This window comes from Sphaerisporangium viridialbum, assembly GCF_049674955.1.
Taxonomy (GTDB): Bacteria; Actinomycetota; Actinomycetes; order Streptosporangiales; family Streptosporangiaceae; genus Sphaerisporangium; species Sphaerisporangium viridialbum.
Genome location: NZ_CP187232.1, coordinates 8,547,439 through 8,560,210, shown reverse-complemented (window position 1 = coordinate 8,560,210; position 12,772 = coordinate 8,547,439). Strand labels below are relative to the sequence as shown.

12 protein-coding genes are annotated in these 12,772 nt (G+C 71.4%); 8 read left to right on the top strand and 4 right to left on the bottom strand.

Features of this window, described 5'->3' with window-relative positions; all coding sequences use genetic code 11:
• Positions 1 to 101: 101 nt before the first annotated feature.
• On the bottom strand, positions 102 to 893 hold the full coding sequence (locus tag ACOZ38_RS38485) for an IclR family transcriptional regulator (protein WP_424535870.1): 792 nt from the start codon (positions 891 to 893) through the stop codon (positions 102 to 104).
• Positions 894 to 1,382: 489 nt separating this feature from the next.
• On the opposite strand from ACOZ38_RS38485, the gene ACOZ38_RS38480 reads away from it, so the two are divergent.
• Genes ACOZ38_RS38480 through ACOZ38_RS38455 form a run of 6 tightly spaced genes read left to right on the top strand, consistent with a single transcriptional unit; the run spans position 1,383 to position 7,438 of the window.
• Positions 1,383 to 2,300: an ABC transporter substrate-binding protein gene (locus ACOZ38_RS38480; RefSeq protein ID WP_424535869.1), complete on the top strand. Its 918-nt coding sequence runs from the start codon at positions 1,383 to 1,385 to the stop codon at positions 2,298 to 2,300.
• Positions 2,301 to 2,305: 5 nt separating this feature from the next.
• On the top strand, positions 2,306 to 3,076 hold the full coding sequence (locus ACOZ38_RS38475) for an ABC transporter permease (protein ID WP_424537164.1): 771 nt from the start codon (positions 2,306 to 2,308) through the stop codon (positions 3,074 to 3,076).
• Positions 3,073 to 3,858 carry an ABC transporter permease gene (locus tag ACOZ38_RS38470; RefSeq protein WP_424535868.1) on the top strand — a complete coding sequence of 262 codons (786 nt, stop codon included), beginning with the start codon at positions 3,073 to 3,075 and terminating at the stop codon, positions 3,856 to 3,858. The genes ACOZ38_RS38475 and ACOZ38_RS38470 overlap by 4 nt, the downstream gene beginning before the upstream one ends.
• A complete protein-coding gene (locus tag ACOZ38_RS38465; RefSeq protein ID WP_424535867.1) occupies positions 3,851 to 4,615 on the top strand; it encodes an ABC transporter ATP-binding protein in 765 nt (254 codons plus the stop codon). Before ACOZ38_RS38470 ends, ACOZ38_RS38465 begins: the two co-directional genes overlap by 8 nt.
• 41 nt (positions 4,616 to 4,656) lie before the next feature.
• Positions 4,657 to 6,120 (top strand): benzaldehyde dehydrogenase, encoded by a 1,464-nt coding sequence (locus ACOZ38_RS38460; RefSeq protein ID WP_424537163.1) that lies wholly within the window; start codon positions 4,657 to 4,659, stop codon positions 6,118 to 6,120.
• Positions 6,121 to 6,175: 55 nt separating this feature from the next.
• Positions 6,176 to 7,438 carry a CynX/NimT family MFS transporter gene (locus ACOZ38_RS38455; RefSeq protein WP_424535866.1) on the top strand — a complete coding sequence of 421 codons (1,263 nt, stop codon included), beginning with the start codon at positions 6,176 to 6,178 and terminating at the stop codon, positions 7,436 to 7,438.
• A 15-nt stretch (positions 7,439 to 7,453) separates the two neighbouring features.
• On the opposite strand, the gene ACOZ38_RS38450 is transcribed toward ACOZ38_RS38455, so the two are convergent.
• A complete protein-coding gene (locus ACOZ38_RS38450; RefSeq protein ID WP_424535865.1) occupies positions 7,454 to 8,752 on the bottom strand; it encodes an ABC transporter substrate-binding protein in 1,299 nt (432 codons plus the stop codon).
• A 307-nt stretch (positions 8,753 to 9,059) separates the two neighbouring features.
• Between ACOZ38_RS38450 and ACOZ38_RS38445 the strand changes: the two genes are divergently transcribed.
• Positions 9,060 to 10,205 carry a glycerophosphodiester phosphodiesterase gene (locus tag ACOZ38_RS38445; RefSeq protein WP_424535864.1) on the top strand — a complete coding sequence of 382 codons (1,146 nt, stop codon included), beginning with the start codon at positions 9,060 to 9,062 and terminating at the stop codon, positions 10,203 to 10,205.
• Here ACOZ38_RS38445 and ACOZ38_RS38440 read toward each other — a convergent pair.
• Positions 10,156 to 10,665 carry a cysteine dioxygenase gene (locus ACOZ38_RS38440; RefSeq protein WP_424535863.1) on the bottom strand — a complete coding sequence of 170 codons (510 nt, stop codon included), beginning with the start codon at positions 10,663 to 10,665 and terminating at the stop codon, positions 10,156 to 10,158. The two genes, ACOZ38_RS38445 and ACOZ38_RS38440, sit on opposite strands and share 50 nt — an antisense overlap.
• The gene (locus ACOZ38_RS38435; RefSeq protein WP_424535862.1) at positions 10,662 to 11,561 is read right to left on the bottom strand and encodes an amidohydrolase; all 900 of its coding nucleotides are present in this window, start codon (positions 11,559 to 11,561) and stop codon (positions 10,662 to 10,664) included. The genes ACOZ38_RS38440 and ACOZ38_RS38435 overlap by 4 nt, the downstream gene beginning before the upstream one ends.
• Positions 11,562 to 11,753: 192 nt before the next feature.
• Here ACOZ38_RS38435 and ACOZ38_RS38430 point away from each other — a divergent pair, with 192 nt between their 5' ends.
• Complete coding sequence (locus tag ACOZ38_RS38430; protein WP_424535861.1) at positions 11,754 to 12,770, top strand: LacI family DNA-binding transcriptional regulator; 1,017 nt, start codon at positions 11,754 to 11,756, stop codon at positions 12,768 to 12,770.
• Positions 12,771 to 12,772 lie beyond the last annotated feature (2 nt).

Below are 12,772 nucleotides of genomic sequence, written 5' to 3'. Positions count from 1 at the left end.
TGCCGGCGTGTGGGGGCCGGGGGCTCGCCCGCGGCTGTACGGGCGGCGGGATGTTCGTACTCGGGTGTCGGCGTGGCTGTGCGGGTGGTGGGAGGTCGGGTTCAGGTGGCGGGGAGGGGGGTGTGGTGGATGCCGGCGGTGGTGTGGAGGTCGGCCTCTATGCGGGCGGCCGTCGCCAGCAGCGGCGGCAGCAGATCGCGGCGGGCGGACTCGATGGTGGTGCGGCTCGCGTGGGACGAGATGTTGACGGCCGCCACGACCTGCCCGCTACGGCCCCGGATGGGCGCGGCGATGGACCGCAGGCCCTCCTCCAGCTCCTGGTCGACCATGGACCAGCCCTGGGCCCGCACCCGATCGAGCTCGGCGACGAGCGCGTCCCGCGAGGTGACCGTGCGGGCGGTGTGCCGTTCCAGCGTGGCCTCGCTGAAGTACGCCTCCAGGTCGCCGGGCGGCAGCCAGGCCAGGAGCACGCGGCCCATCGAGGTGCAGTGCGCGGGGAAGCGCGTGCCGATGCTGATCGTCACCCGCATGATGCGGGTGGTGGGCACGCGCGCGACGTACACGATGTCCGAGACGTCGAGCACGGACACCGAGGCGGACTCGTGGACCTCGGCGACCAGCCGTTCGAGGTGGGGGAGGGCGACTTCGGGAAGGGACAGGCTGGACAGGTAGGAGTACCCCAGCTCCAGCACCCGGGGGGACAGCGCGAACAGGCGGCCGTCGGTGCGGACGTACCCCAGCTCGACCAGGGTGAGCAGGAATCTGCGGGCGGCGGCGCGGGTGAGCCCGGTCGCGCGGGCCACCTCGCTGAGCGTGAGCTCAGGGGTCGCGGCGTCGAAGGCCCGGATCACCGCCAGCCCACGGGCCAGCGACTGGACGTACTCCTCCGCCATGGTTGGTCCCCTTTCGCGGTGACCGTTATACCAGCAGTGATCGGCCCATCCCCGAGCCCCGCCCCCAGCCCCGTCCCCGAGCCCACCCCGAGCCCACCCCGAGCCCCGTCCGGAGCCCGTCCCGGAGCCCCGTCCGGAGCCCGTCCCGGAGCCCCGTCCGGAGCCCGTCCCCGAGCCCCGTCCGGAGCCCGTCGCGGAGCCCGTCCCCGAGATCGTCAGTGAAAGCCGGCCGTCTCTGAGAGCGGAAGCACGCCCACCTCTCCTTTGTTCGGCTCGCGAACAGAAGTTCTCAGCTGGACGGTACGTATCCCAAAGCGGACCGGTCAAGCGACCAATAACCACAATGTTTCGCGGACGTTGACGCGATCTGCCCGCAGGCGTAGTTTCACTGACACGTTCATGTCAAGAACTCTCGTTCGCATAGCGAACACTACGTTGCTCCGAACCCCCCTTGGAGTGCTGATGCGTCGCTCCGCTCGTATTTGTCTGGTGGCCGCCCTCCTAGTCCCCGCGGCGGCATGTGGCTCCGCGGGGACCCCGCAGGGCGCCGGCGGGAAGGACAAGGTCACCGCCGGGGTGATCGCCATCGTGGACACCGCGCCGATCCACCTCGGCAAGGCCAAAGGCTTCTTCGACAAGCAGAAGATCGACCTGTCCATCACTCCCGTGCAGGGAGGCGCGGCGAGCATCTCGGGCGCGGTCGGCGGCCAGTTCCAGTTCGCCTTCGGCAACGTCACCTCGCTGCTGACCGCCAAGGAGCAGGGCCTGCCGATCAAGGTGGTGGCCAACGGCGTCTCCTCCACAGGAGAGCAGGGCAAGGACTTCAGCGCCGTGCTGGTGAAGCAGGACAGTCCGATCAAGTCGGCCAAGGACCTCGCCGGCAAGAAGGTGTCGGTCAACCAGCTCAAGAACATCGGCGACACCACGATCCGCTCCTCGGTGCGCAAGGCCGGCGGCGACCCCTCGCGGGTGACGTTCGTCGAGCTGCCGTTCCCCGACGCTCCGGGGGCGCTCCAGGCGGGCCGCGTGGACGCCATCTGGGTGGTGGAGCCCTTCGTCAGCCAGGCGATCTCCCAGGGAGCACGGCCGGTCGCGTGGAACTACGCCGACGCCGCCCCTAACCTCACCGTCGCGGCGTACTTCACCACCACCAAGACCGATCCCGACCTGGTCAAGCGGTTCACGGCGGCGATGGACGAGTCGCTGAAGTACGCCGACAGCCACCCCGAAGAGGCCCGCGAGATCCTCAAGAGCTACACCAAGATCGACCCGGCGGTCATCGCGAAGATCGTCCTGCCCAAGTGGCCGACGGAGATCAACCGCGAGTCCATCCAGACCATCGCGGACGACGCCCTCGGCGACGGCGTGCTGAAGCAGAAGCCCGACCTCGGGACCCTGCTGCCGTGAGGACCATGAGGGCCAGGGCCGCGTACGGCCTGGCGGGGCTGGCCTGCCTTCTGGCGGTGATGGAGGCGACCCCCCGGCTGGGTGTCGTCGACCGGCGGTTCCTGCCGCCCGCGTCCGAGATCCTCGGCGCGCTGGCGGCGGAGCTGCGTACGGCCGCGCTGTGGACGGCCCTGGGGGAGACGATCGGCGGCTGGGCGCTCGGCCTGGCCATCGCATTCCTCGCCGCCGTCGTCATCGGCGTCGTCATCGACGTGGTGCCGGGGCTGCGCGCGGCCTCCAACTCCACGGTCGAGTTCCTGCGGCCGATTCCCTCCGTGGCGCTGATCCCGCTGGCCACCCTGCTGTTCGGCGCCTCGCTCGGGTCCACGCTGCTGCTGGTGGTCTACGCCGCGTTCTGGCAGGTGCTCATCCAGGTCATGTACGGCGTCGCCGACGTGGACACGGTGGCCGACGACACCGCCCGCTCCTACGGGCTGTCGCGATGGTCCCGTATCCGGCACGTGGTGTGGCCCACGGCCCTGCCGTACGTCATGACCGGCATCAGGCTGGCCGCGGCCGTCGCGTTCATCCTCGCGATCACGGCCGAGCTGGTCATCGGCAGCCCCGGGCTCGGCCTGGAGATCCAGATCGCGCAGTCCAGCGGCGCGGTCGCCACCATGTACGCGCTGGTGGTGCTGGCCGGGCTCGTCGGCATCGTGGTCAACCTGGCCGTGCGGACCCTGGAGCGCCGGGTGCTCGCGTGGCATCCGTCCGTACGAGGCGAGGTGGCGTCGTGACCCCGCCGAGCCGGGGCAGGGCTCGGTGGATCGGCCGGCGGCTGCTCCGCGTGCTGGGGCTGCCTGTCCTGCTCATCCTCGCGTGGTGGGCGTTCAGCGTGACGTCCGAGAGCTTCTACGTGCCCACCCCGCCGCGCATCGCCCAGGCGTTCGCCGAGACGTGGTTCTCGCGGCGTCTGCTCGACGACGCCCTGCCGAGCGTCGCGCGGTTGCTCGCCGGGTACGTCCTGGCGGCCGTCCTCGGCGTGGGCCTCGGCGTGCCGATCGGCCTTTCGGTACGGCTGCGCGCGGCGGCCGAGCCGGTGCTGGAGTTCTTCCGCGCGATCCCCCCGCCCGTGCTCGTCCCGCTGATCATGCTGCTGGCCGGCATCGACAACGGGATGAAGATCCTCGTCATCGTCTCCGGATGCGTCTGGCCGATCCTGCTGAACACGGCCGAGGGCGTCAGGGCGCTCGACCAGGTGCTCTCCGACACCTGCCGCATGTACGGCGTGCGGGGCCGGGCGCGGCTGCGGCACCTGGTGCTGCGCGGGGCCGGCCCGCAGATCATGGCGGGGCTCCGGCAGGCGCTGTCCATCGGGATCATCCTCATGGTGATCAGCGAGATGTTCGCCAGCAGCAGCGGGCTCGGATTCACCATCGTGCTGTTCCAGCGCGGTTTCGCCATCCCCGAGATGTGGAGCGGCATCCTGCTTCTCGGGTTGCTGGGGTTCGGGCTCTCCGTGCTCTTCCGGTGGCTGGAACGCCGCGTCCTTTCCTGGCATTGGAGCCACCGTGCTTGAGGTCACCGGCCTGAAGAAGATCTACGAGACCACCGGGCGCGAGGCGATCGGCGACCTGACCTTCCAGCTCGACGCGGGCGAGCTGGCATGCGTCGTCGGCCCGTCGGGATGCGGCAAGACCACGCTGCTCCGGTGCGTCGCCGGGCTGCTCGCCCCGACGGCCGGCACGATCCGCGTCGGCGGCGTCCCGGTGACGGGGCCGCCCGACAACATGGCCGTCGTGTTCCAGGAGTACGGCCGCAGCCTGTTCCCGTGGATGACGGTCCAGCAGAACGTCGAGCTGCCGCTGAAGGAGAAGAGGCTGCCGCGTCCGCGCCGCGCGGAGCTGGTCGCCGAGTCGCTCGCCGCCGTGGGCCTGGCCGACGTGCCGCGCTCGTACCCCTGGCAGCTCTCGGGCGGCATGCAGCAGCGGGTGGCGATCGCGCGGGCCCTGGCGTATGAGCCGGAGGTGCTGCTCATGGACGAGCCGTTCGCGGCCGTCGACGCGCAGACCCGCGCGGAGCTGGAGGACCTGGTGCTCCGCATCTGGCAGCGGCTCGGCACGACCACGCTGTTCATCACGCACGACATCGACGAGGCCGTCTACCTCGGCCGGCGGGTGATCGTGCTGTCGGCGTCCCCCACCGTCGTGGTGGAGGACGTCAAGGTGGACCTGCCGTACGAGCGTGACCAGCTCACCACGCGGGCGCTCCCGCGCTTCACCGAGCTGCGCGGCCAGGTGTACGCCCAGATCCAGCGAGCGAAGGACGCCCGGTGAGCACCGGCGGGCGGCACGGCACCACGGAAAGGGGATTCGTCGTGGACTTTCTTGATCCCAAGGTCTGGTCCGGATCGGTGTTCGGCGGTGACGGCTGGGTACCGTCCCAGGCCGGTGACGCCCCGGTGATCGCGCCCGCCACCGGGCACGAGATCGGCCGGGCCGGCGTCGCGGGTCCCGCGGACGTGGCCGCCGCGTCCGTACGGGCCGCGAAGGCCCAGCGCGAGTGGGCCGCCGCCTCGTTCGAGGAGCGCGCGGGCGTCCTGCGCAGAGCCGGCCGCCTGTTCGAGGAGCACGCCGCCGACATCCAGAGATGGCTGATCCGCGAGTCGGGCTCGATCCCCGGGAAGGCGGGCTTCGAGACCCACGTCGCCGCGCAGGAGTGTTACGAGGCCGCCGCGCTGGCCTCCCAGCCGCCCGGCGAGATCCTGCCGACCGCCAAGAAGCGCCTCAGCCTCGCGCGCCGCGTGCCGGCCGGGGTCGTCGGCGTCATCTCGCCGTTCAACGCGCCGCTGATCCTCGGCATCCGGTCCGTCGCGCCCGCGCTGGCCCTCGGCAACGCGGTGGTGTTCAAGCCCGACCCGCGTACCGCCGTCTGCGGCGGAGTCGCGGTGGCTCGCGTGTTCGAGGAGGCGGGCCTGCCCCCGGGCCTGCTGCACGTGCTGCCCGGCGGCGCCGGCGCGGGGGAGGCGATGGTCGCCGACCCCCGCATCCGCGTCATCTCCTTCACCGGCTCGACGGCGGCGGGGCGCAGGGTGGCAGAGCTCGCCGCCCGGCACCTCAAGCGCGTCCACCTGGAGCTCGGCGGCAACTCCGCGCTGATCGTCCTCGACGACGCCGACCTCGACCTCGCCGTCTCGGCGGGCGCGTGGGGGTCGTTCTTCCACCAGGGTCAGATCTGCATGACCTCGGGACGGCACCTGGTCCACGCCTCGATCAAGGACGAGTACGTCGAGCGGCTCGCCGCCAAGGCCGACCACCTGCCGGTCGGCGACCCCGCCACCCAGGAGGTCGCCCTCGGCCCGCTCATCGACGAGCGCCAGCGGGACAAGGTCCACGCGCTGGTCACCGGGAGCGTCGGCGGTGGCGCCCGGCTCGCGGCGGGCGGCACGTACGAGGGCCTCTTCTACCGCCCGACCGTGCTGACCGACCTGACGCCGTCCGCGCCCGCGTACGCCGAGGAGGTCTTCGGGCCGGTCGCGCCGGTCATGGCGTTCTCGTCGCCGGAGGAGGCGGCGTCCCTGGCCGCCGACAGCGAGTACGGGCTGTCACTCGGCATCCTGACCCGCGACGCCATGAAGGGGCTGGCCCTGGCCGACCTCATCCCCACCGGCATCGTCCACATCAACGACCAGACCGTGGACGACGAGGCCGTCGCGCCCTTCGGCGGGGTCGGGGCCTCCGGCACCGGATCGAGGTTCGGCGGCACCAGGGCCAACATCGAGGCGTTCACCGACACCCAGTGGGTGACCATGCAGGGCGACATCGCCAGATACCCATTCTGAAAGGCCGGTATCCGCAGGTAACCATTCAGATGGCCACCGATAGGCTCCCGACCCTATGACCAGTTCCACCTCGGAGCCCGAACCCGAGCCGGGATCCCCCGCGACCGGAGCCCCTCGGGAGCCCGCGACCGTCACCGGAACCGCGCCCGGAGGGCTCGGCAGGGGGCAGGTGCTGCTGATAGCGGGCTTCGTACTGGCCTCGCTCAACCTGCGGCCCGCCCTCGCCGGGGTGTCGCCGCTGCTCGGCGAGATCATGGACGACCTCTCGCTGTCCCCCGCGGCGGGCGGGGCGATCACCACGGTCATGGTGGTCTGCCTCGGCCTGCTGGCCCCGGTCGCGCCCGCCCTGGCGACGCGCCTCGGCCTCGACCGCACGCTGCTGATCGGCCTGCTCATCCTCGCCGCGGGGGTCGTCCTGCGCGGGGTGGGCGGCCTTGTCGCGCTGTACGCCGGGTCCGCCGTCGCGGGCACGGCCATCGCCATCATGAACGTGGTCATGCCCGGCGTGGTGAAACAGCATTTTCCGCACCGCGTCGGGCTCTTCACCGGCATCTACGTCTCGGGCCTGGTGACGGGCGCGGCCACGGCGTCGGCGATCATGGTGCCCATCGAGGAGGGGTACGGCTGGCGCGCGGCGGCCGGATCCGTGGCGGTCCTGGCGCTGGCGGCGGCGGCGCTGTGGGCGCCGCAGGCCCTGCGGCGGCACCGTCGCGACCGGGACGGCGGCGGGCGCAGGCCGTACGCCAAGCTGCTGCGCAGGCGCGTGACCTGGTACGTCATGGCCTTCATGGGCTTCCAGTCGCTGACGTTCTACATCATGCTGGCCTGGCTGCCGACGATCTTCCGTGACGCGGGGCTGCCCGCCGACCAGGCCGGCTACCTGCTGGCGCTGACCAACCTCGCGCAGATCGCCGCCACGCTCACGGTGCCGGTGCACGCGGGACGCGCCCGGTCGCAGGTGCCGCACATCGTGGTGGCCGCGCTGCTGACCGTCGCCGGGTACCTCGGCGTGCTGATCGCCCCCGTCACGCTGCCGTGGCTGTGGATGATCGTGCTCGGGGTCGGTCAGGGCGCCTCGATAGCGCTCGCCCTGCTGATCATCGCCCTGCGGGCGCCCGATCCCGCCTCGGTCACCGCGCTGTCGGCGGTGGCGCAGTCGTCCGGCTACCTGCTCGCGGCCCTCGGCCCCTTCCTCATAGGGCTGCTCCACCAGCTCTCCGGCGGCTGGACGCTGCCGCTGGTGACCGGCCTGCTCGTCTGCGGCGTCCAGCTCGGCTTCGGCGTCCTCGCCGGGCGTCCCGTGCCCGCCGAGGCGTGACCCGGCGGCACCCGGTCACGGGTAGGTGGGGATGAGGTCGGCGCCGATCCTGACGGCGGGGTTCAGGCTGTTGTCCACGACGACCATCTCGTACGGGAAGCGCCCGATGCCCTTCTTCCACTGGACGCCCACGGGCTGCTGGATGGCGACCCCGGGGACCGGGCCCCGCGTGAAGTCGAGCACCCCCGAGATCCCCGAGTAGTTCAGGTTCTGCAGCGCCGCCGCGACCGCCTTCCTGTCGCGCGGGGTGTCGACCGAGGTGAACGCCTTCTGCGCGATCTCGAAGAGCGAGTAGACCGACCCCAGTGTCTGGAGCCACTGCCTGCCGCTGGCCGACTGGTAGGACTCCGCGAGGCTCTTGGCGGTCTCGCCGTCGAGCGAGGAGGCGTTGGGCATGTACGGGCCCCACCAGGAGTCGGTCGCGATGTTCTCGACCAGGCCGCCGAGCGCGACCGTGTCCGCGGGGAACAGCAGGACCTTGGCCACGGTGGCGAGCCTCGGCCGGAATCCCCGCTGGGCGGCGTGCTTCCACATGGCGTTGAAGTCGGGCGGGAGCGGGGCGTTGATGAAGATCTCGCACTGCTCGCTCCTGAACTTGGAGATCATCGCGCCGAAGGCGGTCGTCCCGTCGGTGTAGGCGCCGCCGTCGACCCACCGGTATCCCGCCTTGTCGAGGATCGCCGGGTACGCGGCGCGGAAGGCGTTGCCGTCGGGGTCGTCGGGGAACATGCCGCCCACCACCCGGTTGGTGGACACCCGCTCCCACATCGGGACGAAGCACCCGCCGAACTGGTCCACTCCGAAGAAGAACATGGTCGTGTACCTGAACGGCTTGGGGTTGCCGGGATCGGCCTGCCGGGAGTAGTACCACGCCTCCCAGGGGACGACGGTCGAGACGCACGGGATCCCCTGGGCCTCGCACACCGTCGCGACCGGGTTGGTGGTCTCGGGGGCGGAACTGGTGAGGATCATGTCCGCGTGGTCCCGCAGCACCAGCTCGCGCGCGACCTCGGACGCCCGGCCCGGGTCCGACCGGGTGTCCTTGACCACGATCTCGACCTCGTAGGTCTTCCCGCCGACCGTGAAGCCCTTGGCGTACGCGGCGGTCGCGCGCACGCGGTCGACCACGAAGCCGTCTCCGGAGGCGAAGCCGGCCAGCGACCCCGTCCGGGGGCTGACGTACCCGATCACGATCTTGTCGCCGGTCCTGGCGCCGGGGCCCTTGGCCGAGCCGCACGCGGTCGTGCCGGCGGCGAGGGCTCCGAGGCCCACGCTCTTCAGGAGGGTGCGACGGGGCAGGGACGGTCCGTTCACAGGAGACTCCTCATGAGGTGTCCGATATGTGATGTGCGAAGAGCGACCAGCCCCCGGGGCGAGGCGAGCGAGCCCCAGAGACCGTGGTGCGGCAGGACGCCATTCGGCCCCACGATGCCCAGGGCCCCCGCAATCGCGTTCCCCTAAGCAGTGATCCTTTTAGGTGCTGATAATTGCGGATGAATGGTGACTGGCGCTGGTGATCGCGAATAGTCGCCGGTCATCAATGGTGGTGGGCGATACCGTGCCCGGGAGCCCCTGCGTGTCGACGGAGGAATGAGCATCTGACCAGGCCTAACATCGACCGGTGATCGTCTTTCCGTGGGTACTGGCCGGTGTGGTGTCCCTGCTGCCGGGCGGAATGACCGCCGTCTCCGCCGCGCACGGCGCCGGCGGGCCCGGCCCCCGCCCGATCGTCATCGGGCACCGCGGCGCCTGCGCGTACCGGCCGGAGCACACCCTGCTCTCGTACGAGACCGCCGTCCAGATGGGCGCCGACTTCATCGAGCCGGACCTGGTCTCCACCAGGGACCACGTGCTGGTGGCCCGGCACGAGAACGAGATCTCCGCGACCACGGACGTCGCCACGCATCCGGAGTTCGCCACGCGCAGGACCACCAAGGTGATCGACGGGCGCAGGCTGACGGGATGGTTCACCGAGGACTTCACCCTGGAGGAGCTGCGCACGCTGAGAGCCGTGGAACGGCTGCCCGGGCTGCGTCCCGGCAGCGCCGCCTTCGACGGCCGGGCCCGCATCGCGACGTTCGACGAGATCGCCGCCCTGGCCCGCCGGGCCGGAGTCGGCCTCTACCCCGAGACCAAGCACCCGGGCTACTTCGCCTCCATCGGGCTTCCCCTGGAGGAGCCGATGCTCGCGACCCTCGGCCGGTACGGCTGGCGCGAGCGGTCGGACCCGGTGTTCATCCAGTCCTTCGAGACCGCCAACCTGAAGGCGCTGCGCGGCAGGACACGCCTGCGGCTCATCCAGCTCCTGGAGTCGTCAGGGGCTCCCCAGGACCTGGTGCTCGCGGGCGACCCGCGCACCTACCGCGACCTTTCGACCCCCGAGGGGCTGCGCGAGATCGCCACGTACGCCGACGGCATCGGCCCCTCCGTGCGCCTGGTGGTGCCGACGGACGCGGACGACACCCTCCAGGCCCCGACCACGCTCGTCGAGGACGCGCACCGGGCGGGCCTGGCCGTGCACGTCTGGACGATCCGCCCGGAGAACTCGCAGCTCCCCGCCGACTTCCGCGTGGGCGACCCGGCGGCGCCCGGGTACGCGAGCGCGCACGGCGACATGGCCGGCTGGCTCAGGAGGCTGTACGAGCTCGGGGTCGACGGGGTGTTCACCGACGACCCCGGCATCGCACGGCGTACCGTCGACGGGCTCCGCCCGCCGGTCAGACCAGTGCCTCGGCCTCCGTCTGGCGCAGCTCGTCCGCGTAGCTGAGAGAGACCCGGCGCATGACACCGTCGTTGCTGATCGAGTACTGGCCGAGGCGCCACAGCGGGGGAGAGTAGGCGTGGATCGAGACGCTGGTCTCGGCGTGCCCGTTGACCCGGTGGATGTGGTCGGGCCCGAACGAGATCGCGTCGCCCTCGGACAGCAGGGTCTCCAGGTGCTCGCCCCCGATGCGGGGGTTCGACTCCTTGAGCGTGCCCTCGACGACCCGCAGGGCCCCGGAGGAGACGTCGTGGTCGTGCCACCCGGTGTCGTCGTCGGGGCGCCAACAGATGAGCCACACGTCGACGTAGGAGTCCCGGTAAAGGGAGGCGTAGTGGCGGGCCTCTCCGGACTCGCCGAACGTGACGTGGTGCGACCAGAGCTCAGGCCGCTCCGCCAGATCCTCGACGAGATCGCGCAGCTCGCGCTTGTCGAGAAATCGGTCGGGCAATGACTCCCAGCTCATCTGGGCACAACTCCTTCCATATCTAGCAGGCGCATCGGATTGGTCACCGATATCTGGTGGGTGGCGGCCTCGCCGAGCATGGCGTCGGGCGGTGAGGCGTAGGGGGCGTCGGAACCGAGGACGACGACCTCGATGCCGAGCACCCGGGTGATCGCGTCGATGGCCTTGTGGCCGTACGACGAGGTCTCCAGGAAGGCGTTCGGGTCGACGACGCCCCGGGTGGAGCCGCCCCGGGTGATGAAGCGCTCCACGTGCAATGGCGCGAGGCCGCCGAGCAACGCGAAGCAGACGCGCAGCCGCGGGTGCCGTGGGCGGCCGAACGCCTGGAAGGCGTACCAGGCGGCGTGCATCTGCTGGACGTACGGGACGACCGCCGGCCACCACGCGGGCCCGTCAGGCGCCCCGGCCGGGCCCGGATGGACGAACAGCGGCAGGTCGCGCTCCTCCAGCAGGTCGAGCAGGGGCGCGACCCTGGCGAAGCCCCCGGCGTCGAGCAGGGTGGTCGCGGGGAGCTGGAGACCGGCGAAGCCGCAGTCCAGCACCTTGGCGGTGCGCGCCGGGTCGATCTCGGTCACGCAGGTGGACGCCCACGCCCTGAACGACGCGGGCAGTTCGAGCGCGCCCTCGTGGTAGGCGGTGAGCAGCGGCCAGGCGTCGGCGGGCGGCAGGTGCTCGATGCCGAGCGGGCTCGACAGCGACACCAGGGCGAGGCCGAGACCGTGCTCGCGGTTGAACGCCAGCCGGTGGCCGAGGTCGTGGTCGAGGGGGTTCGCCGCGAAGGGCTCCTCGCCGTCGAGGTGCAGGGTCCAGCCATCGAGGAACGGCGGCTCCGTGCGCGCCCGTAGCGCGCCGACGAATCCGGGCGTCCAAATGTGCTGGTGCACATCGATGCTCACCGCTGTCACCTCCTGGGGACCACACTACCCGACAATTCCTATCGACATTATCGGGTATGCCTGGGGACATGCTGTGAAACGGTTCACTGATTCGTTTCAGTGAACCGCTTCACCTCCTCGGCGTCAACACTCTGTCCAGACATCGAGATGGCAGGCCCCTCGCGCCGGGGGGATTCCGCATAGGCTGGCTTGATGCCGCGCTCCCAGCCACGCAAACGGGCGACGATCCGCGAGGTGGCCCAGGCGACCGGGCTGTCGCCCGCGGCCGTGTCCTACGCGCTGCGGGGCATGCAGGTGTCCGAGGAGACCATCGAGCGGGTGCGCCAGGCCGCCGCCGAGCTGGGGTACGAGGCCGACCCCATCGCCCGGGCCCTGGCGAGCGGCCGCACCGGCATGATCGGTCTGCTCTGCGGGTCCCTGGAGGATCTGTGGCAGCAGTCGCTGGCGTTCGGCATCGGCCGGGCCCTGCGCGACAAGGACCGCTACGCGCTCATCCTCGACGCCGCGGGCGACCCCGCGCGCGAGCGCACCCTGGCACGCCAGCTCCGCGACCAGCGGGTCGACGGCCTGATCGTGCAGCCCGTCGACCCGGCCGCGCCACTGTGGGCGCAGCTCGCCGAGACGCTGCCCGTGGTCTCCATCGGCGACGCCCTGCTCGACGCCCGCACGGCGGGGGAGGTCGTCTTCGACAACCGCAGGGGGGTCACCCTGGCCCTTGAGTACCTCAGGGAGAAGGGCCACCGCCGCGTCGCCGTGCTGACCCCGACGCGGTCGAGCACTCCCGACCGTCCCGCCGACGTCCACGTGACCGCCGAGGCCGAGCGCCTGGGGCTGGACATCGACGTCGTGACCGCTCCCCACGGGCTGGCCGCGACGACCAAGGTGGCGTGCGAGCTGCTCGGCGGTGAAGCCAGGCCGAGCGCGGCCTTCTGCTTCTCCGACTCCATCGCCTACGGGGTGTACGCGGCGGCGGCCGAGCTGGGGCTGCGCGTCCCCGACGACATCTCGGTCATGGGGTACGACGACCACCCGATGTCAGGGCTGCTCACCCCCGGCCTGACCTCGGTCAACTGGGACATCGACGGCATCGTGCGGGCCGCCGTGCGGCTGGTGGTCGCGGCGGCCGACGGGCAGAACCGCAGGCGCAGGATCATCCAGGCGCCCGAGCTGCGCGAGCGGGGGTCCGTCGGCCCGTGCCGGCCCTCGTAGAA